Source organism: Bacillus sp. FSL R5-0820 (assembly GCF_038593385.1).
GTDB classification, from domain to species: Bacteria; Bacillota; Bacilli; order Bacillales; family Bacillaceae; genus Bacillus; species Bacillus altitudinis.
In genome coordinates this window covers 416,054-435,948 of the sequence record NZ_CP151991.1, presented here as the reverse complement: position 1 = coordinate 435,948, position 19,895 = coordinate 416,054, and the positions used below count along the sequence as shown (strand labels likewise).

General features: G+C 42.6%; 17 protein-coding genes. 6 read left to right on the top strand and 11 right to left on the bottom strand.

What is annotated here, in order from left to right; translation table 11 throughout:
- Positions 1-22: 22 nt before the first annotated feature.
- The 6 genes from NST15_RS02105 to NST15_RS02080 all read right to left on the bottom strand — a co-directional run bounded on the left by NST15_RS02105 (position 23) and on the right by NST15_RS02080 (position 6,127).
- Positions 23-769: an amino acid ABC transporter ATP-binding protein gene (locus NST15_RS02105; RefSeq protein WP_008347264.1), complete on the bottom strand. Its 747-nt coding sequence runs from the start codon at positions 767-769 to the stop codon at positions 23-25.
- 12 nt (positions 770-781) lie between these two features.
- On the bottom strand, positions 782-1,456 hold the full coding sequence (locus tag NST15_RS02100; protein WP_007498163.1) for an amino acid ABC transporter permease: 675 nt from the start codon (positions 1,454-1,456) through the stop codon (positions 782-784).
- A 24-nt stretch (positions 1,457-1,480) separates the two neighbouring features.
- Positions 1,481-2,275, bottom strand: a complete 795-nt coding sequence (locus NST15_RS02095) for an amino acid ABC transporter substrate-binding protein (RefSeq protein ID WP_342498799.1) — start codon at positions 2,273-2,275, stop codon at positions 1,481-1,483.
- A gap of 22 nt (positions 2,276-2,297) precedes the next feature.
- Positions 2,298-2,801, bottom strand: a complete 504-nt coding sequence (locus tag NST15_RS02090) for a GNAT family N-acetyltransferase (protein ID WP_142153953.1) — start codon at positions 2,799-2,801, stop codon at positions 2,298-2,300.
- A 17-nt stretch (positions 2,802-2,818) separates the two neighbouring features.
- The gene (locus tag NST15_RS02085) at positions 2,819-4,144 is read right to left on the bottom strand and encodes an LLM class flavin-dependent oxidoreductase (protein WP_342498798.1); all 1,326 of its coding nucleotides are present in this window, start codon (positions 4,142-4,144) and stop codon (positions 2,819-2,821) included.
- Positions 4,145-4,342: 198 nt separating this feature from the next.
- Positions 4,343-6,127 carry a right-handed parallel beta-helix repeat-containing protein gene (locus NST15_RS02080; protein ID WP_252224823.1) on the bottom strand — a complete coding sequence of 595 codons (1,785 nt, stop codon included), beginning with the start codon at positions 6,125-6,127 and terminating at the stop codon, positions 4,343-4,345.
- 263 nt (positions 6,128-6,390) lie between these two features.
- On the opposite strand from NST15_RS02080, the gene NST15_RS02075 reads away from it, so the two are divergent.
- Positions 6,391-7,884, top strand: coding sequence for a peptide MFS transporter (locus NST15_RS02075; RefSeq protein WP_342498797.1), 1,494 nt, complete (start codon positions 6,391-6,393; stop codon positions 7,882-7,884).
- A 44-nt stretch (positions 7,885-7,928) separates the two neighbouring features.
- On the opposite strand, the gene NST15_RS02070 is transcribed toward NST15_RS02075, so the two are convergent.
- On the bottom strand, positions 7,929-9,320 hold the full coding sequence (locus NST15_RS02070; RefSeq protein ID WP_046527513.1) for an amino acid permease: 1,392 nt from the start codon (positions 9,318-9,320) through the stop codon (positions 7,929-7,931).
- A gap of 355 nt (positions 9,321-9,675) precedes the next feature.
- On the opposite strand from NST15_RS02070, the gene tcyA reads away from it, so the two are divergent.
- The 3 genes from tcyA to NST15_RS02055 are packed head-to-tail and all read left to right on the top strand — an operon-like array spanning position 9,676 to position 11,926.
- Positions 9,676-10,491 (top strand): cystine ABC transporter substrate-binding lipoprotein TcyA, encoded by an 816-nt coding sequence (gene tcyA, locus NST15_RS02065; protein WP_007498178.1) that lies wholly within the window; start codon positions 9,676-9,678, stop codon positions 10,489-10,491.
- Positions 10,478-11,170, top strand: coding sequence for an amino acid ABC transporter permease (locus tag NST15_RS02060; protein WP_008347286.1), 693 nt, complete (start codon positions 10,478-10,480; stop codon positions 11,168-11,170). The genes tcyA and NST15_RS02060 overlap by 14 nt, the downstream gene beginning before the upstream one ends.
- A 12-nt stretch (positions 11,171-11,182) precedes the next feature.
- A complete protein-coding gene (locus NST15_RS02055) occupies positions 11,183-11,926 on the top strand; it encodes an amino acid ABC transporter ATP-binding protein (protein WP_007498183.1) in 744 nt (247 codons plus the stop codon).
- 39 nt (positions 11,927-11,965) lie between these two features.
- Here the strand turns inward: NST15_RS02055 and NST15_RS02050 are convergent, their stop codons facing one another.
- The 3 genes from NST15_RS02050 to NST15_RS02040 all read right to left on the bottom strand — a co-directional run bounded on the left by NST15_RS02050 (position 11,966) and on the right by NST15_RS02040 (position 16,541).
- Complete coding sequence (locus NST15_RS02050) at positions 11,966-12,250, bottom strand: AbrB/MazE/SpoVT family DNA-binding domain-containing protein (RefSeq protein ID WP_008347289.1); 285 nt, start codon at positions 12,248-12,250, stop codon at positions 11,966-11,968.
- Positions 12,251-12,359: 109 nt separating this feature from the next.
- Positions 12,360-12,920 (bottom strand): class D sortase, encoded by a 561-nt coding sequence (locus NST15_RS02045; RefSeq protein ID WP_342498796.1) that lies wholly within the window; start codon positions 12,918-12,920, stop codon positions 12,360-12,362.
- Between the two features lie 6 nt (positions 12,921-12,926).
- Positions 12,927-16,541 (bottom strand): isopeptide-forming domain-containing fimbrial protein, encoded by a 3,615-nt coding sequence (locus NST15_RS02040; protein ID WP_255233592.1) that lies wholly within the window; start codon positions 16,539-16,541, stop codon positions 12,927-12,929.
- A 548-nt stretch (positions 16,542-17,089) separates the two neighbouring features.
- Here NST15_RS02040 and NST15_RS02035 point away from each other — a divergent pair.
- Together NST15_RS02035 and NST15_RS02030 are read left to right on the top strand one after the other, a co-directional pair.
- Positions 17,090-17,734 carry a YitT family protein gene (locus tag NST15_RS02035; RefSeq protein ID WP_034324278.1) on the top strand — a complete coding sequence of 215 codons (645 nt, stop codon included), beginning with the start codon at positions 17,090-17,092 and terminating at the stop codon, positions 17,732-17,734.
- 125 nt (positions 17,735-17,859) lie between these two features.
- On the top strand, positions 17,860-18,561 hold the full coding sequence (locus NST15_RS02030) for a 4'-phosphopantetheinyl transferase superfamily protein (RefSeq protein WP_342498795.1): 702 nt from the start codon (positions 17,860-17,862) through the stop codon (positions 18,559-18,561).
- On the opposite strand, the gene NST15_RS02025 is transcribed toward NST15_RS02030, so the two are convergent.
- Positions 18,548-19,885 (bottom strand): PLP-dependent aminotransferase family protein, encoded by a 1,338-nt coding sequence (locus tag NST15_RS02025; protein WP_268358200.1) that lies wholly within the window; start codon positions 19,883-19,885, stop codon positions 18,548-18,550. The genes NST15_RS02030 and NST15_RS02025 overlap by 14 nt on opposite strands.
- Positions 19,886-19,895 lie beyond the last annotated feature (10 nt).

Sequence of the window (19,895 nt, the reverse complement as noted above, 5' to 3'; positions counted from 1 at the left end):
CCTCTAAAGAGTAAAAAGCAGCTTATGCTTCTTCAGCCGCTGCTTCTTTTTGGATAAATCGTTTTGTTCGTTCATTCTTCGTTTCGTCAAATAGTTCGGTTGGCGTTCCCTGCTCAATGATATGACCATCTGCCATAAAAATCACATGATCTGCTACTTCTCTTGCAAACGCCATTTCATGTGTCACGATGATCATCGTCGTTTCTTGAATGGCAATGGATTTAATCACTTGAAGCACACCTGAGACAAGCTCTGGATCTAGTGCTGATGTTGGTTCATCTAGCAGAATCGCATGTGGATCAACCGCTAAGGCTCGGGCAATCCCGATTCGCTGCTGCTGACCGCCGGATAGTGTGACCGGGTAGCTGTCAGCTTTTTGTTCTAGCCCTACTTGTTTCAATAGCTCCATACCGATTTCATTTGCCTGCTGTTTTGTCATTTTTTTCGTCACAAGCAGTGACTCTGTAATGTTTTGCAGGGCTGTTTTGTTTTTGAATAAATTATAGTTTTGAAACACCATGGCCGTTTGCTGACGCAGGTGATGGGCTTCTTTACGTGTATATTTAGACGCATTCAGCTTCGCATCGCCAATTTCAATCGTACCTTCATCTGGCGTTTCTAATAGATTTAGACAGCGCAGCAATGTTGATTTACCGGAGCCAGAAGGTCCGATAATGGCCACAACCTGCCCTTTTTGCACGTCAAGATTAATTCCGTCTAAGACGACAAGGTCGCCGAATGATTTTTTCAAATTGGTGAGCTTGATCATGTCCACACCTCCTTAATTCCGGTAAGGTTTGCTGATTTTTCGTTCAAATAGGTCTTGCAGGAAACTATAAATGATGGTGAGCACCCAATACACAATGCCAACCGCTAAATACGTTTCAAAGTACTTATAGTTGGCCGATGCAATCATTTTTCCTTGCGCAAACATTTCTGCCACCCCAATGGTAAAGGCAAGCGATGTTTCTTTTAAAAGACCAATAAAGGTATTCCCCGTCGCTGGAATGGCATTTCTAACGGCCTGCGGGAAAATAATTCTGACGTAAGACTGCCATCTTGTCATGCCGACAGATAAACAGGCCTCAAGCTGCCCTTCATCCACTGAATTAAGAGCCGCTCTAAAAATTTCTGCTAAGTACGCTGAGTTTTTAATACTTAAACCGATAATGACCGCTGTTAAGGCATCCATTGAGGTCATCGCAGGGAATAGCTGCGGAAGACCAAAATAAATGAGAAAGAGCTGAACCAAAGTTGGAACCGCTCTGAAAAAAGAAATATACAGCTTGGCAAATTGGTATAAGACAGGTATCCGGTTTTTCGTTATAAGCGCGAATACCACACCAATGATAATGGCAAATACCATGGAGACAATCGCCATGAAGATCGTTATCGGCAAGTATTGAATCAAGGTTGGAAAAACCGTCACCATATACTGCCAATCAATGTGATTCATGTCTGCTTTTCACCGCCGCTGTTGTTATTTTTTAATCGGCACTGTGACATCGTCTTTGAAATATTTCTCAGACAATTTCTTCAGTGTTCCGTCTTCTCTTAATTCTTTGATCGCTTTATTGAATTCTTCTCTTAGCTTGTCGTGCTTTTCATCTTTGGCAAATGGGTAGCCGACTTCTTCATATACGATTGGGTTGCCGACGATTTTGAGTGGAAGTCCTGTTTTTTCAATTTGAGCTAACAAGACACTGCGTCCGTTGACGTAAGCATCTACACGGCCATTTGCAACTTCATTTAAGACACCGTCTTGTGTTTCATATGTTTTGATGTTGATTTTCTTGTCTGGGTCTTTGCTCTCTAGGTTTTTGGCATGGTTTGAGCCAAGAACAGCCGCCACCGTTTTTCCTTTTAAGTCGTCAAGTCCTTTAATGTCCTTGTTGTCCTTCTTGACAATGATTTGTGTTCCTGCGTATGCATACGTATCTGTAAAGTTGAACGTTTGTTTACGCTCATCTGTAATCGCAACTTGGTTTGATACGGTATCCAGCTTACCAGATGTCAGCTGGCCCATCAGTCCGCTGAATTCACTCAGCTGCCAGTCTAGTTTGTAGCCTAGTTTTTTCGCAATCGCTTCTGTGACTTCGACATCAAATCCTACTAGTTTGCCGTTTTCTTTATAAGCAAATGGATAGCTTTGGCCTGTAGCGCCCACTTTAAGCACTTTCTCGTCTTTGCCTTCACTATGATTACCCCCGCCGCATGCTGCTAACACCGCAAGCATTGCCGCAAATAAAACAACTAGCCACTTTTTGTTTTTCATGTTCGTACACCCTTCTTTCCTCTTATGGTTGTGTAATATCTGATCGTAATTGTTTTTTAAAATAAATGGTGATATGGCCTTTGCCTAGATCCTTTTCACCTGCTCTGACATAGCCTTTACGCTCATACATGTCCATGAGCCACGGATGCTTATCAGCTGTCCCAAGAGAGACAAACGGTACCTTTAGTGTGTCCCTTAGCACTTCCGTTTCAACCCACTCAAGCAAGGCTGAGCCTGTGCCTTTTTTTGCCGCTGGTTCTGAAGCAAACCACCATATATGCGGAACGCCGAATGGTCCTGGCTGTTCTCCCCAAGGCATACGGAGTGATAAGGTCGAGAGAAGCTCTCCGTTTTCTTCCATTACATAGCAAAGGTTCTTTTGTACATTTTTCTGAACGAGGGCGACATCTGCATGTGCTGCTTGGAACTGGATGCCGAGCTCACGAATCGGCTCGTAGGCTCTTATTGTCAGTTCCAGAAGCGCTTCTATATCTTCCTCAGTTGCCAGACGAAACGTATATCCCAACGTTAGTCACCTCACCTTTATGTCGTGTAGCGATTTTTTGGCTGTTTTAATCCGAGATTTTCTCGTAAAGTTTGTCCTGTGTATTCTGTTTTGAACAGGCCTCTTTCCTGAAGGATCGGAACGACGCGATCTACGAAGGCATCAAGTCCTTCTGGCAATAATGGCGGCATCACGTTAAAACCGTCGGCTGCTTCCTCAACGAGCCATGTCTCCATCACATCTGATAGCTGCTCTGGTGTTCCAATGAAGATATGGTGCCCACGGGAACCTGCAACAGATTGGTAGAGCTGGCGAATGGTCAGGTTGTCCTTTCTCGCCATATTCATCACAAGGTCAAAGCGGCTTTTCACGGCATTTGATGCGCTTGGATCAATCTCTGGAAGCGGTCCGTCTAGTGGATACTGCGAAAGATCAATACCCCCTAAGTAGTTTTGTAAAATGCTAAGGCCGATCTCTGGAACAATCAGCTCTTGTAATTCTTCATACTTCGCTTTTGCCTCTTCTACTGTATCGGCAATGATTGGGAAGATGCCCGGCATGATGCTGACATCCTCTCTAGCTCGTCCAGCAGCCTCTACTTTTCCCTTCAAGCTTTGGTAAAATTCCTTCGCTTTGTCGAGATCGTTTTGTGCCGTAAAAATAAGCTCAGCCGTTTTAGCTGCAAGCTTTTGACCATCTTCAGAAGACCCTGCTTGAATGATCACCGGCTGTCCTTGAGGGGTGCGTGATACGTTAAGCGGACCCCGTACGGAGAAGAATTCACCTTTGTGCTGCAGCTCATGAAGCTTACTAGACTCAAAGAATTCTCCTGTTTCTTGGTTTCTGACAAGTGCGTCCTCTTCCCAAGAATCCCACAGACCTTTGACGACATCGACGAATTCTTCAGCTCGCTCGTATCGTTTGTGGTGCGCTAAATGCTCTTCTCCGCTAAAATTTTTCGCTGTTTCTTCAATAGAAGATGTGACCACATTCCATGCTGCTCGTCCGCCTGATAAATGATCGAGTGAGGCAAACTGTCTCGCAATATGGAATGGCTCACTGTATGTAGTTGATGCTGTTGCTGCTAAACCAATTGTTGAGGTAGACTCTGCAATCGAAGAAAGCAGGGTGAGCGGTTCAAATCTCGTTAATACATTTGGATGAGATGTATGATTAATTGATAAGCTGTCGGCTAAAAAGAGCAAATCCAGCTTCCCTTCCTCGGCCTTTTTCGCTAATTGTTTAAAGTAATCAAGATTCATGGCTGCGTCTGGTACTGCTTTCGGATGTCTCCAAGAGGCGACATGATGTCCAGTTCCTGCGATGAATACGCCTAGCTTGAGCTTCCGTTTCGGCTGTGACACTTGTTCTTCATCCTTTCTATATCTTCCTTGTATCAAGTTATTATTTTACAAGATACATTTTTCTGATTGAATTAATCGGTTTTATCCATAAAAAAAGGGCAAATGTTGTGAAAAATGAAAAATAATTATTACTATATGCCCTTTTTACATGATTGTCAACCGCCTTCTGAACCTCCAAAAAAAGGGTTTTACAGGCGTTTACGGCGGATCAATTTCAATATTTCCGATGAGCCGGTCCGTGGAGTGTGTCATCAATTGACTGCGCTCCAGTACGTTATGGGCAATCACCGAATGAGTGGAAGATATGGTGCGGACAGCAATCGCTTTTTGAGGAGAGAGATTAATGATGTTATTCCGCAGCACACGTGCTGAGACAACCTCATCAAGAAAAACGGCTGTCGGCTGTCCGATTGAACGATTTAAATAAAAGCGGTTATCACCAATTTGGGGTGAGCCATTTTTAATATACATCACCACATATAAGGACGTTTCTTCAAAGGAATTGTCTTTAATCTCTAAAGGAGCGGTCGTATTGCTGTAGACGGCATAGTTTTGATAGTGCTTAAAACGATTCTGCCATATGAAAGCCTTTGTATTTCCTGTCACGCTGATCGTATACGAAGATGCGAGCTGTGAATGTCCTTCTTGAATAAAGTGATTGCCGTTGATCCCCGCTTCTCCCTCCTGCACCCATATCCCTCGGCTGAATTCCTTGAATTGATTATGCTGAATTAAGATATTCGTTCCTCTGACCATCGCCGCATCAATGACAGAGTAGACGGTATTGTTTGAAAAGACAATGCTGTCTGATTGATAAATACGCAGCGATGTACTTCTAAGCCGTGTGTTTGTCCCTGACTCAATATGATTTCCTTCTATTAAAATACGATTGGCCATATAGACAGACACAGCCGCATCTTCAAAAAGACTGATTTTATTACCTGTGATGTGCACGCTGTCTCCCCTCACATCAATCCCCTTTTCAAACCCTTCAATCATATTGCCAATAATGATCACATTGTTTTCCGATTGATCAAGCGGCACGCCTAAGCTCGTAATCCCTGCTTTTGTCACGCCCCCTCCCACTGCACGAATCAAATTATTCGCAATGATCATTTCAGTGGCGAAGCCATAGGAGATACTGCTGTCCGTTTGATTGCCTTCAATGATCACACCATAGCCATTGAAATTATAGATAGAGCTGGCTGCGCCGCCTCTGACTATGTTGTTTCGAATTTGAATATTCAGCGGTTCCTCCAAGTTGGTCGCATTTTCTCCGTATCCTTCAATATCAATGCCCATTTTTGGCTCGACCCCGTTTACCCCTGCCCTTTCAAGCAAACAGTCTTCCACAATGACACCATCACAGCCTGTAATAGAAATATTGTTTCGCCTTGAGTCAGTGATGGTGCAGCCAGAAATATGAATAGACGAAGCAGGCGAGTACGATTCGATATGGGTCAATAAACCGTGCGGACTGACAATGATGCCGTCTCCCGTACAATTGTTGATTTGAACACGATCGATATTCACATGGGAAGCACCTTCAATACACACCCCGAAGCCCCATTCATGTGTTTTTCTTTCTGGCGGGAGTGCCTTGTACACATGCTCATCACGGTCGCCTTCAATCCGCCCGCCCCGAATGGTCACATGCTCTACCTCTCCAATATAGAAGGCTGCATATCCCCACGAATCATTTGGTTTCACTTTGATAACGGCATCTGATGCCATCTCAATACAAATATGACTTGGCACTCGTATGCCGGCATTACGAAAAGGAAAAAATTGATCCCCCCTGTACACCGCATCTATTAGATACGTTCCACTCGGCAACCAGACGTGGGAGTAGCCCTGTGCTTTTGTCCATTCCAGGCATTCGTTCAGTTTCGCTGTACAGTCCGTTTTCCCGTCAGCAATCACGCCAAAGTCTATTACATTGACAACGGGTTTCTTCAGATCAGATTTATTTACATCCCCCAATGAAAACCCCTCCTTTTTACACATGTCCTCTTGTCATCCTATGCATGTGGGAAAGGTTTGCTTGTACGATATTTCAAATTTTATATAAATTCTTCCGAAATAACTTTCCGATGATTTTTACTTGAGCGAATTTTTCATCTTTTTGAGTCTTTACGCCTATTGAACTAACATTTTCCTGTTTTAGAATAGTTTTATATTGACACAAGAACTATACAAGAATATCATTTTTCTCATATCTCTTTTTTTAAGAAAGGATCTATGCCATGTCTACAATTGACCACGATAAAATTGTTAAAAGTGTTCCTCAAAAAGGGTTTTTTGGACATCCTAAAGGGCTTTACACACTGTTTTTCACTGAATTTTGGGAGCGTTTTTCTTATTATGGCATGCGTGCACTGCTTATTTATTATATGTACACAGAGGTGACAAAAGGCGGTCTTGGCTTCGACCAGACAACCGCTAATTCGATCATGTCTGTCTATGGTGCGCTTGTCTATATGTCAGGCATTATTGGCGGATGGCTTGCCGACCGGGTATTTGGTTCATCCAGTACGGTCTTTTATGGCGGGGTATTCATTATGCTTGGTCATGTCATTTTGGCACTACCTAGCGGTGCAACAGCGCTCTTTATTAGTATGGGGCTGATTATTATTGGGACAGGTCTCTTAAAGCCGAACGTGTCAAACATAGTCGGTGACCTGTATACAAAAACAGACCCTCGCAGGGATTCTGGATTCAGTATTTTCTATATGGGGATCAATATGGGTGGTTTTATCGCCCCATTAATTGTCGGAACACTCGGTCAAAAAGTGAATTTCCACCTTGGTTTCTCACTCGCTGCCGTTGGTATGCTTGTTGGACTGATTACGTTTGTCATCACGAAAAAGCCGAATCTTGGACTTGCCGGCACTTATGTCACAAATCCACTACCAGCTACTGAACGCAAGAACTTCAAAATTTTCGGTACATTGATCGTGATTGTACTTGCTGTTTTTGCTGTCATCGGTATTCAAACAGGAGCGCTCACGATTAATCTATTCACTTGGTTTGTCAGTGTCCTTGGTGTGCTGATTCCAATTGTTTATTTTATTGTGATGTATTTTAGTAAAAAAACGAGTGCAGTGGAGCAGTCGAGGGTACTCGCTTATATTCCATTGTTCCTAGCTGCGGTGATGTTCTGGGCCATTCAAGAACAAGGCTCAAATATTTTAGCCACATATGCAGATCAGCGAACAAACTTGAATTTCCTTGGCATGACATTAGCCTCTTCTTGGTTCCAATCATTGAACCCAATCTTTATTGTGCTCCTGTCACCAGTATTTGCTTGGTTATGGGTCAGACTCGGTAAGAAACAGCCGTCTACCCCGATTAAATTCTCACTTGGCCTTCTGTTCGCAGGATTATCCTTTATCATCATGATCATTCCTGCCTACATGTCTGGACCACATACACTTGTAAGCCCACTATGGCTCGTTCTAAGCTTCTTCCTTGTCGTCATCGGAGAGCTTTGCTTATCACCAGTTGGGCTGTCAGCCACAACAAAACTGGCACCTGCTGCCTTCTCAGCGCAAACGATGAGCCTTTGGTTCCTTTCAAATGCAATGGCACAGGCGATCAATGCACAAGTGGTCAAGCTGTTTGATAAAGTGCCAGAAACCGTCTATTTCGGGATCATCGGCATGCTCGCTATCGTTTTATGTGGCGTTATGCTTCTGCTTACACCGGTGATTAAGAAAGCGATGAAAGGCGTGCATTAAATTGAAAAAGAAGCCTCCCAAATGGGAAGGCTTCTTTTTTTGAATTAAAACCGAATCTCATCATCTCCGTGGATTTGCAACTGGAGCGGTTCACTTTTCACCTGATGTTTTTTCACATAGCGGTGATAGACAACATATCCAATGATCATGAGCGGTACGCCGACATACAGCCCAATCCGCTGCTCCGCATCAAAGGCAAGACTGATTAGCACAATCGAGTTCAGCGTGATCGCAATGATCGGCAGTACCGGATAAAGAGGGGTTTTAAATTTTAGGTTTTCCAGCTTCCCGCCTGCTTTCAAATATCTTCTGCGGAAAAGCAGTTGTGATAATGTAATCGTAATCCAGCCGGTTTGGGCGCTCATGCCTGCAATAGACACGATCCAAGCAAAAACGGTTTTCTCTGCAAAGAAGCCTGATAATAATGAAATACCTGTAAACAGGAAAGTGAGCAGTAAGGCATTCATCGGGATGCCCCGCTGATTGACTCGTCTAAACGCCTTGCCTGCCATTCCTTCCTTCGACAAAGAGTACAGCATTCTCGTAGAGGCATATAGGCCAGAGTTCGCCACAGATAATAAAGCAATGATAATGACAAAATTCATGATATCTGCCGCATAAGGAATGCCCGTTCTCTCAAACACAGTGACAAATGGGCTTTGCAGCACACTCGCTTCTTTCCAAGGAACCATACCCGCTAAGACAAAAATAGATAAAACAAAAAAGACAAGTGTGCGCCAAACCGTCTGATGAATCGAGCGAGGCACGGTTTTCTCTGGATTTTCACTTTCTCCTGCCGCAATCCCGATCAGCTCCGTCCCTTGAAACGAAAAATTCACCGTGATCATCGTGACGACAACGGCCAGCAAGCCATTCGGAAACAGACCGTCACTCACAAAATGACTAAAGTAAGGAGCTGGTTCCCCGCTCGTCGTTTGAATAAAACCAAACATCGCCGCTCCGCCTACGCCAATAAATAGTAAGATGGCGACAATCTTAATGGTTGAAAAGAAAAACTCCGACTCCCCGAACGCTTTCGCTGATCTGGCATTTAATAAGAACAAACACAGCCCAAATATGAGACACCAAATCCACACATCCACTTGTGGAAGCCAGCGTCTCATCAGCTGCCCTGCTGATAAAAATTCCAGCGCCACGGTGGCTGCCCAGCCAAGCCAATAAATCCAGCCAACAGCAAATCCTGCTGCAGGACTCACAAATTTCGTCGCATACGTATGAAAAGACCCCGACACAGGAAGCGCGACTGACAGCTCTCCCAAACACAGCATGGTTAAATACATGATCAATCCGCCCACAATATAGGAAAGAACAGCTCCGACTGGCCCTGCTTGTCCAATCGTATAGCCTGTTCCAAGGAAAAAACCTGTCCCAATGACACCGCCAAGAGAAATCATAAATAAATGGCGGGAGGTCATCGCCCTTTTCAATTGTTCGGGCTGATTTTGTCCAACATCCACAATGATGCCCTCCTTCTTCTAAGATGTTCTGTTATCAAAACATGTCTCCATGTGATTATTCCATTTTCAAAACAACCTACTAATTATACATCTTTTATAATAAATATGCTTCCTTCTATGGTCACTGTCTCAAAGTCTTTATTTTAGTAATGTTCGCACAAATAAGATGAATGACTTTTTAGGTTTGAAAGAAATGGGTTGCGGGCATAAAGTTGGTGAGATTCGCTCAAGCTAGTTTCAAATGCTTTACTTTTAGGTTGCTTCTCTGTAAGATCATATGTTGTAAATACCAACAAGAAAAGTGGGGAATAAAATGAAAAAAATGTTCTTTGCCATTATTTTAGGCGCTTGTGTTGCATTGATCACAGCATGTGGATCAGCTGCAAACGACAGCGCAAATAAACAATCTGGGTCTAAGGAATCAGGTGACCTTTGGAAGTCCATTCAGGATAAAGGCGTATTAACCATCGGTACAGAAGGTACATATGCTCCTTTCACCTTCCATGACAAAAAGACAGATAAATTAACTGGCTATGATGTCGAGGTCATCACAGAAGTCGCAAAACGTCTTGACTTAAAACCAGAATTCAAAGAAACACAATGGGACAGCATGTTTGCTGGTCTGAATTCTAAACGTTTTGATGTGGTAGCGAACCAAGTTGGTAAAACTGGACGTGAAAATCAATATGATTTCTCTGATAAATACACAACGTCTCAAGCCATTGTTGTGACAAAGTCAGATAACAATGACATCAAGAAACTTTCTGATGTGAAAGGCAAAAAAGCAGCACAATCATTAACAAGTAACTATAACAAATTAGCTACAGATGCTGGCGCTAAAATTGAAGGGGTTGAAGGTCTTGCACAATCCATTCAATTGATTCAGCAAGGGCGTGCTGATTTGACGTTCAATGATAAATTGGCTGTCTTGAATTACTTGAAAACAAGCGGTAACAAAAACCTAAAAGTTGCATTTGAAACAGGAGATCCACAAGAAACGTATTTTGCCTTCAGAAAAGGCAGCGGCGAAGTCGTTGACAAAGTGAATGGCGCACTAAAAGAAATGAAGAAAGACGGTACACTCGCTAAGATTTCTAAGAAATGGTTTGGTGAAGATGTTACAAAATAATATCCTCGGAGTCGTCATTCCGTGGGATCTTCTTCAGCAATCTTTTTGGCCAATGGTGATGCAGGGAATTTATTATACAATTCCCCTCGCCATCATTGCCTTTATCATTGGTCTTTTTATCGCGCTTGTGACAGCTCTTGCTAGAATGTCTAAAATCAAAGCGCTCAGATGGATTTTTTCTATCTATGTGTCGGCTGTTCGCGGAACGCCGCTTTTTGTGCAATTGTTTATTATTTTCTATTTCTTTCCGACATTTAATATCACACTAGATCCATATCCAAGTGCTATCATCGCTTTTTCTTTAAACGTAGGTGCGTATGCTTCGGAAATTATCCGTGCATCCGTCCTATCTGTTCCAAAAGGACAATGGGAAGCGGGGTATTCGATTGGGATGACCCATCGCAAAACGCTCGTCCGCGTGATTTTACCGCAGGCAGTGCGTGTATCGATTCCGCCGCTGTCTAATTCTTTCATTAGTTTGGTGAAAGATACATCGCTTGCTTCCCAAATCCTCGTGGCAGAGATGTTCCGTAAATCACAGGAAATTGCTGCGGCGAACTTGGATCAAATTTTATTCATTTATATGGAAGCAGCCCTGATCTATTGGGTATTCTGCTTCATTCTATCGCTCGTTCAACACCAAATTGAAAAACGACTTGATCGATATGTCGCAAGGTAAGGAGGGAACGACATGCTAACAGTCAAAGGCTTAAACAAATCCTTTGGTGAAAATGAGATTTTAAAGTCGATTGATTTTACGATCAACAAAGGGCAGGTTGTGGCGATTCTTGGTCCATCAGGTTCAGGAAAAACAACGATGCTTCGCTGTTTAAATGCACTTGAAATTCCAAATGCAGGCTCCTTTACCTTCGATGATTTCTCGATTGATTTTTCTAAAAAAAATAAACAAGCTGATTTGCTCAAGCTTCGCCGGAAGTCAGGCATGGTGTTTCAAGATTATCATCTGTTCCCACATCGCACTGTTCTTGAGAATGTGATGGAAGGTCCAGTCCAAGTCCAGCGTCGTCCAAAAGAAGCGGTGCGAAAAGAAGCGATTCAGCTCCTGCAAAAGGTAGGACTTGAGGATAAAAAAGATTTGTATCCCTTCCAGCTGTCAGGCGGTCAAAAGCAACGTGTCGGCATTGCCCGTGCACTTGCCATTCAGCCAGAGCTTATGCTTTTTGATGAACCAACCTCTGCGCTTGATCCTGAGCTTGTCGGGGAAGTCTTAAAGGTCATGAAAGATTTAGCGAAAGAAGGCTGGACCATGGCGGTCGTTACACATGAAATCAAGTTTGCCCAAGAAGTGGCAGACGAAGTGATTTTTATTGATGGCGGCGTGATCGTCGAACAAGGTCCTCCTGAAGAAATCTTCAAACGGCCAAAGGAAGAACGAACAAAGCAATTTTTAAACCGGATTTTGAATCCAGTATGATCAAAAAGGCTGCTCTCACTTGATGAGAACAGCCTTTTTTTATATCTCTTTTTTCAGGCGAAGCGCCAATAAGTCTTGAAGGAGTAATCTCGCTCCCTCTGGACTGATCACCACTCCACCCGATAGCACTTTGTTGGAGTTTGTCACTTCTCCTGTGACGATACAGGGCTTGTCCTGCCAATACGGCTTCATCACAATGTGACCTTCTTCTTGATAGATCTCCACCATATCTCGGGGATGAATTTTCAACCTTTTTCTTATATCTGTTGGCAGGACAATTCTTCCGACGTTATCTATATACTTTACATAGTCTTTACTTAACAAATTGACCCCCCCTGCATCTCTAGATATGATATAGACGATTCCCTGTTTATCCAGGGATTAAGCGCTCTAATCGGTTAATGAAAGAAGGAGCTGCAGGCTGATCCAATGGCTAAACACGCTTCCCATATATGATATATCTGTTTGGTGCAGGCCCAATGAAAGAAAAAGGATAACATGTTGTCAGGACAAGTTCTTCCTTTTCCTGTTGTAGTGTAATAATACTTTGATCATCTTTTTTCACAATCTTTGTTTTCTCAATTTCATAGGTAAATCGACCGTATGAAAGCTCAATAACGAGTTGATCCCCTTTCACAAGTTCTCCTGTTCGTCTAAACACAGTATCACGATGCCCAGATAAAACGATTTGTCCCTGTTCATTAGGAAAATAGCTCTCGTGATAATGACCAACTCCCTTTGCCAAATCCTCCGCCGCTGTTCCTTCGACGATCGGCAGCTCAGCCTTTAGTTTTGGAATGTGCAATAGCCCAATGGTTTCACCAGCCTTCGGCACAAAAGGGGAATCCGCTTTCCCCTTTTGCTGGATGGCTGCTTGTGCAGACTGGAATGACTGATCTACTTGTCTTTGTCCATCAACGATTTTCATATATCCTACAATCACAAGACAAATACCTGCTGTAATCAATAGAGCTGAGATGATTTTTTGAAACATGGACGATTATCCGTTTCTTTTTCTTCTTTTCCATCCAATAAGGGATGCACCTATTAGTACAAGTGCAAATCCTGCTAGTAAAAGGTTGTACATCTCTGTTGCAGTGTTCGGAAGATGATGACCAGGTGTATCCGGTTCTGAATGAGAAGGCTGCTCTGGATTTGCTGGCACCTCTGGCACATGCGGCGGTACTACCGTTGTTGAGTTTTCAGGTTTGTCTGGTTCGTCAACATTATCACCCTTCACAACTGCGATGTTTTGAATGGTTTTACCTTCAGATCCTTTCGTGAACTTCGCTTCAAAAGTAACCGTATGCCAGTCTGTGTCTTTAATATCACCAAATTGACCGGTCACTGTGCCTTTTGTGTAGTCTCCGTTGTCATCATCTTTTGCGTCTGTGACGGCTTGGTCATCTACTTTTAGTGACCCTTCGACGTATTCAAGACCTTCGGGCAGTTGATCTGCGATGACTAAATCTTTGATGATACTGTCTTCTACACTATTTTTTGTTTTGATGGTGTAAAGAAGGGTGTCGCCTACCTGAACTTGTTTTTCATTTGTATTGCCTTCTGCTTTTTGAGAGATCTCAGATGTTTTTTCTGATTCAAGCTTTGGATCTCTTGGATCAATATTTGTTTCGGTTGTCGGCTCATCTGGCGGCGTGTTTTCGCCTGTTACTTTCGCTGTGTTTTGAATGGTTTTACCTGCTTGTCCTTTGGCTACTTTCGCCTCAAACGTCACAGTATGCCAGTCCGTGTCTTTGATATCACCAAATTGTCCGGTGACTGTGCCTTTTGTGTAATCTCCGTTATCGGCATCTTTTGCGTCTGTGACGGCTTGGTCATCTACTTTTAATGACCCTTCGACGTATTCAAGACCTTCTGGCAGTTTATCTGAAATCACGAAATTTTCGACGATGCTGTCCTCTTCAAGATTCTTTGTTTTGATCGTATAAAGAAGGGTATCGCCTACCTGTGGTGTTTTTTCATCTGTGTTCCCTTCTGCTTTTTTCTGAATGCTCGCTGTCTTTTCTGATGCTAGTTTTGGATCACGAGGATAAATTTCTGTCTTCGTTGTTGGATCATCTGGCGGCGTGTTTTCACCAGTTACTTCGGCAGTGTTTTGAATGTCTTGACCAGCCTGTCCCTTTTCAACTGTCACTTCAAACGTCACGGTATGCCAGTCTGTGTCCTTCACATTACCAAAATAACCGGTGACCTTTCCATCTGTGTAGTCACCGCTATCGTCGTCTTTCACATCTGTAACGGATTCTCCATCAATTTCAAGAGACCCAGCGACATACTTCAGCCCTTTTGGTAATTGATCTGAGATCACTAGATTTTCCACAAGGCTGTCTTCTATCGTGTTCTTTGTTTTAATTGTATAAAGCAGGGTATCTCCCACTTCTGGATGCTTCTCATCTTTGTTACCTTCTGCTTTTTTCTGTAAAACAGCTGTTTTTTCTGAATCGAGCTTAGGATCACGAGGATAGATTTCTGTTTTTGTTGTCGGATCGTCTGGAGGTGTGTTGTCACCTGTGACACTGGCTGTATTTTGAATATCTTTACCAGATTGTCCTTTTTCAACTGTGACCTCAAAGGTCACTGTATGCCAGTCTGTATCTTTAATGTCACCGAATTGTCCTGAGACGGTTCTGTTTGTGACATCACCATTATCTTGATCTTTCTCATCTGTGACCGCTTGTCCGTCTACCTCAAGGGAATTCGGCACATACGCTAATCCTTCCGGCAGTTCGTCTGAGATCACTAAATTTTCAACGAGACTGTCTTCTATCGTATTCTTTGTTTTAATCGTATAAAGAAGGGTATCACCAACCTCTGGATGCTTCTCATCTGTATTGCCATCTGCTTTTTTCTGCAAGACGGCTGATTTTTCAGAAGTCAGCTTCGGGTCACGAGGATAGATTTCTATATTCGTTGTCGGCTTGTCTGGCGGTGTATTGCCGGTTGTGACATTGGCTGTATTTTGAATGTCTTTGCCTGCCTGACCTTTTTCAACTGTGACTTCAAACGTCACGGTATGCCATTTCACATCTTTCACTTCACCGAACGTTCCAGTGACAGTTCCATCTGTCATATCACCGTTGTCGTCATCTTTTGTATCTGTGACTGGATTCCCATCTACCTGAAGTGAGTTTGGTACATATGATAACCCTTGAGGTAACTTATCAGAAATCACAAGATCTTCAATCACGCTATCTTCAATAGCGTTACGGGCTTGAATCGTATACAGCAATGTGTCGCCTACTTCTGGATGCTTCTCATCTGTATTACCATCTGCTTTTTTCTGTAAGACCGCTGATTTTTCCGATTCAAGCTTTGGATCACGAGGATAAATTTCTATATTTGTTGTTGGTTTGTCTGGTGGTGTATTATCCCCTTCGACATTCGCTGTATTTTGAATATCCTTGCCAGCTTGACCTTTTGCTACTTTCGCTTCAAATGTCACGGTGTGCCAATCAGTGTCTTTCACATCACCTATTTGACCTGTCACAGTGCCGTTTGTATAATCACCTTTGTCTTGATCTTTGGCATCAGTTACGCTTGTACCATCTACCTTAAGAGATCCAGAAACATAGGTTAAACTACTCGGAAGATTATCTGATATGGTCAGATTCTTAAGAACGCCGTATTGCACCGTATTTTTTGCTCTAATTGTATAAAGCAAAGTGTCGCCTACTTCTGGATTCTTTTCATCTGTGTTGCCTTCTGCTTTTTTCTGTAAAGCAACCGATTTTTCTGATTCAAGGTTAGGTGGATATGGATCGAATTCGGGCTTCACCCTTGAAGCTAAGTCGTAAGATAATGAATCACCTGCAATGCCTAAATATGTTGTACTTAATGTTTTCGCATCAAGTGTAAAAAGAGTGGAATGACCAATGGATTCATTTAATCCTGACTGTAATAGCATCTGCCCATTTGGCAAGAAGCTAATTCCCCGCACGCCTCCGTCAATCGTTTTACCATCCGCATTTGTAATCGGAATGACACGAATGACTTCAGCTGTTTCAGGATTCATTTGCGCAACGGCTCCACTGTTATTCGATGCAAACCAAAGATAGCCATCCTTATCGACTACAAGATCTCCGCCAATGTCACCACCAATGCCAGAGCCAGCGTCATAACCGACGATTTTTTTGGACGTTTTTTGACCCGTAACTAAATCGTACGTTCCAAGGAAAGAATCACCATTAGAAAAATAAGAATAAATATATTTATCTTGATGCACAACGGCATTAGTAGCGCCTTCAGGTAGTTTCGTTACGACTTGTGCTTGCCCTGATGTCGCATTTATTTTATATAGAGTAAGGCTAGTGCCATTTGCAGTTGCATACACTACATTTTCTCGATCGCTAACAGCAACACCATTCACTGCGCCTATATCGATTCCTTTCACCTCTACACTAGCTTTAACATTTGTTGGATCATTTCCATCGAGTTGCTGAAGAACTAGTGGCCTAGTTCCAATCATATAGGAATCCGTATTGTTCACGACCACCGTCCCAGCGGCTTTCGTAACAGGTGGCGAAACTGTTAATAAATTCCCAGCAATCAGCACCAATATAAGAAATAATTGACTCGTTCTTTTTATTATGTTCATTTTTTTTAACATCCCCTTTTCCCTGCTCTAAATCATAATGGTATGTACCAGTTCACCTCCCACACTTTGGTAAAGAATATCAGTAACATTTCAGAACCCTCAACATGACCAAAAGACTATTTTCGACAAAAATAGCCCTTTGGTCATATACAGCTTTCGACATCTGATCCATCTATGTTTTTTCCAATAAAACAAGTTTTTTTATCGTGTATCAAATATTTTATCTATCAATAAAAACAGGCCTAACGACGCAATTTACATACAATCTATTCTATTTTATCTTGAATATTCTTTAATTGGATAAAGGTTGGTTTTTTGTCATTTTATATTGAATTTTTTTCTTGTTTTCATAAAAATTGTTAATTATTGGTTCGCTTTGTTAAAAAAAACAATTCAAAAGTCTTGCTCCAACATTTGATGTTTTCTGCTCTTTTTATGGAAAAAATTCTTTTTATCGAGTAAGCGATTACAATTGAGCAAAGCCATTTAAAGGGGCGTGCGAGTATGTTACGATTGAAATCGAGTGTTTAAGAAAGAAGGGAAAGCTTTTGAAGCGGGAACATCTTTTACGTTGGTTTTTTTATTTTGTTGGATTGATTGTACTTGCTTTTGGACTTTCGCTGACAGTGAAAGGAAAGATCCTTGGCATTGGTCCTTGGGACGCTTTTCATTATGGACTGTTTCAGCATTTTGGTTTAACTATTGGACAATGGTCCATCATTATTGGTGCACTCATTGTGACACTGACATCTGTTTTCACGAAATCTTTTCCAAAGATTGGCGCATTACTGAACATGGTGCTGATTGGTATGTTTATAGATTTCTTTAATGCGGTATTGCCTGCACCACATGGGTATTTACCCGCTTTATATGTGTTTATTACGGGCGTTGTGGTTTCAGGGTATGGCGTTGGCATTTATGTCTCAGCTAATCTTGGCGCTGGGCCAAGGGATTCATTAATGCTGCTCATCTCAGCAAAAACGGGGCTGAACGTACAGTGGGTTCGAAATGGTATTGAGTTAACCGTGCTTCTATTTGCATGGATGCTCGGCGGACCGATTGGCATTGGAACGATTCTGACCGCCATCTTTACAGGACTCGTCCTTCGCTTTTCCTTGCCGCAATCAACTCGGCTTCTGCAGCTGCTCATTACAAAAACAGCGGAGAAACCTGTTCAAACCCTTACCCGATAAGAACAAGCCATTCTATGAAAAGAATGGCTTTTCTTGTGCAGACCAACTTTACCCTTCTATTGAAAAGGATGCTTCGCAAGGTGTTCATCCAATGGTACAATAAATGTAAAAAATTGAGGTCCGTTATGAAGATTTTCGCTATTCAATTACAACCTTTAGATGATAAAAATGCACGAAAACAAATAGAACAGCTGAAGCCTCTTGTGTCACTTGAAAAACGCGCCGCCGCTGAGCGCTTTCGTTTTTTGATCGATGCAAGAAGAACGCTTTTAGGTGAGGTACTGATTCGTCACATCATTCATGAGATGTACGCACTGCCTATGGAACAGATCATTTTTGAAACAGAAGGGAATGGAAAGCCTGTTGTCCGGCAAATTCCTTCTTTTCATTTTAATCTTTCTCACTCTGGTGATTGGGTCGTCGGCGCAGTAGATGATGCGCCTGTTGGCATTGATATTGAAGAGATTAAACCGATTGATTTAGCCATTGCCAAACGATTTTTTTCAGCTGACGAATATCAAGATTTACTCTCACAGCCAGCAGAACGGCAGGAAGCCTATTTCTTTCATTTATGGTCCATGAAGGAGGCTTTTATCAAGCTGACAGGGAAGGGAATATCCTATGGTCTTTCATCCTTTACCGCTCGCTTGTCAGAGGATGGACAGGCTACTTTGAGATTACCTGATCACGAAGCCCCTTGCGTTGTCCAAACATATTCACTTGATCCTGCCTACCAAATGGCGGTTTGTACAAGAAAACCCGCTGCGGCTGAGCACGTCGAGATACTCACTTGTGAGAACATGCTGTCTCGCCTTAATAACGTGTGATTTGTTGAAGTGATGACTTGAGCAAATCGACGCCTCGTGCGATATCCTCTTCTTTTACATGCCAAATGTTCAGTTGAAGTATAGGCTCCTTATGATAAGTAGAAATGAAATGGCGGTCGATCGGCTGAACCATCACAGAAGCCTTTTTTAGCTGCTGAATGAGCTGATTCATCGGAATGGACCGGTCGACACGAACGTGGGTATGGGTAGCTGGCTCCTCTTCTCCCAGCTCATAAGCGCCTTGATCATTTTTCAAACAGGCCACAAGTTGTTTGGATCGAGCTCTATAGGTCGCCTGCATCCTTTCTCTATGACGCTCAAACATCCCGCTTTTCAAATAAATTTCTAAAGCAGCCTGCGAGAGCATTGAGCTGTCGATATCTATAAGCCGTTTATGTTCACTAAAGGGGCCAATCAGCTCGTTTGGTAAGACGACAGCACCTGTTCTAAGCCCCGGAAAAATGATTTTTGAGAAGCTTTTTAAATAAATGACCTTCCCCGCCTGATCATATGAATAGATCGGGTCTCTTTTTGTATCGAATTCTAAATCAGCCAAATAATCGTCTTCAACGATGTAGACATCATATGCTTCGGCAAGGGCTGCAATTGCTATTTTTTCTTGTTTCGACAGACTCGTTCCAAGCGGGTTTTGAAACCTTGGCATCGTATAGAAAAAGCGAATATCCTCCTCTCGGAAGATACGCTCCAATTCCTGAAGATCGAGTCCGTTTTCCGTCCGCTGAATCCCCCGGACAGGTAGCTGGTTTTTCTCTAAGTATTGGAGGAATAGGTGATAGCCTGGCTGTTCGACCAATATGGTCTGTTTTCCATTTGGAAACGGGATGGTGCTTAAAATCGATAAAGCCAGCTGAATACCAGAAGTCATGACGATCTGTTCTGGAGAGGCAAACACTTGATAATCCGTTAAACGCTTTGAAATGATTGGCAGTAAAGATGGTAATCCATTGGTGGTGCCATAGATAAATAAATCATTTTGATACAGATCAATCGCTTGATTGATGCAGTGCTGAAAATCGACATATGGAAACACAATGGGATCAGGCGCAGAGGAAGCAAAATCAATCCATGTGCTGCCCTTCTTAACGGCTGACTGATTGGTTTTCACGACAAAATAGCCACTTCTTTCTACAGAGTACAGCAAGTGTTCACGCTCTAATGTGTCTAGTGCTTTTATGACAGTGCTTTTGCTCACAGCATATTGAGCCGCTAAGTGACGAATGGATGGAATTTTCATTCCAGCATTGTATTCACCGCTCTCGATTTTGTTTTTTATATTCAACACAAGCTGATCATATTTCCTCACAGTACTACCC

Excerpts from the sequence above, each read along its gene's own strand:
- NST15_RS02105 (WP_008347264.1), bottom strand. The coding sequence starts at position 769 with ATGATCAAGCTCACCAATTTGAAAAAATCATTCGGCGACCTTGTCGTC.
- NST15_RS02100 (WP_007498163.1), bottom strand. The coding sequence starts at position 1,456 with ATGAATCACATTGATTGGCAGTATATGGTGACGGTTTTTCCAACCTTG.
- NST15_RS02095 (WP_342498799.1), bottom strand. The coding sequence starts at position 2,275 with ATGAAAAACAAAAAGTGGCTAGTTGTTTTATTTGCGGCAATGCTTGCG.
- NST15_RS02075 (WP_342498797.1), top strand. The coding sequence starts at position 6,391 with ATGTCTACAATTGACCACGATAAAATTGTTAAAAGTGTTCCTCAAAAA.
- NST15_RS02070 (WP_046527513.1), bottom strand. The coding sequence starts at position 9,320 with ATGACCTCCCGCCATTTATTTATGATTTCTCTTGGCGGTGTCATTGGG.
- tcyA (WP_007498178.1), top strand. The coding sequence starts at position 9,676 with ATGAAAAAAATGTTCTTTGCCATTATTTTAGGCGCTTGTGTTGCATTG.
- NST15_RS02060 (WP_008347286.1), top strand. The coding sequence starts at position 10,478 with ATGTTACAAAATAATATCCTCGGAGTCGTCATTCCGTGGGATCTTCTT.
- NST15_RS02055 (WP_007498183.1), top strand. The coding sequence starts at position 11,183 with ATGCTAACAGTCAAAGGCTTAAACAAATCCTTTGGTGAAAATGAGATT.
- NST15_RS02045 (WP_342498796.1), bottom strand. The coding sequence starts at position 12,920 with ATGTTTCAAAAAATCATCTCAGCTCTATTGATTACAGCAGGTATTTGT.
- NST15_RS02040 (WP_255233592.1), bottom strand. The coding sequence starts at position 16,541 with ATGAACATAATAAAAAGAACGAGTCAATTATTTCTTATATTGGTGCTG.
- NST15_RS02030 (WP_342498795.1), top strand. The coding sequence starts at position 17,860 with ATGAAGATTTTCGCTATTCAATTACAACCTTTAGATGATAAAAATGCA.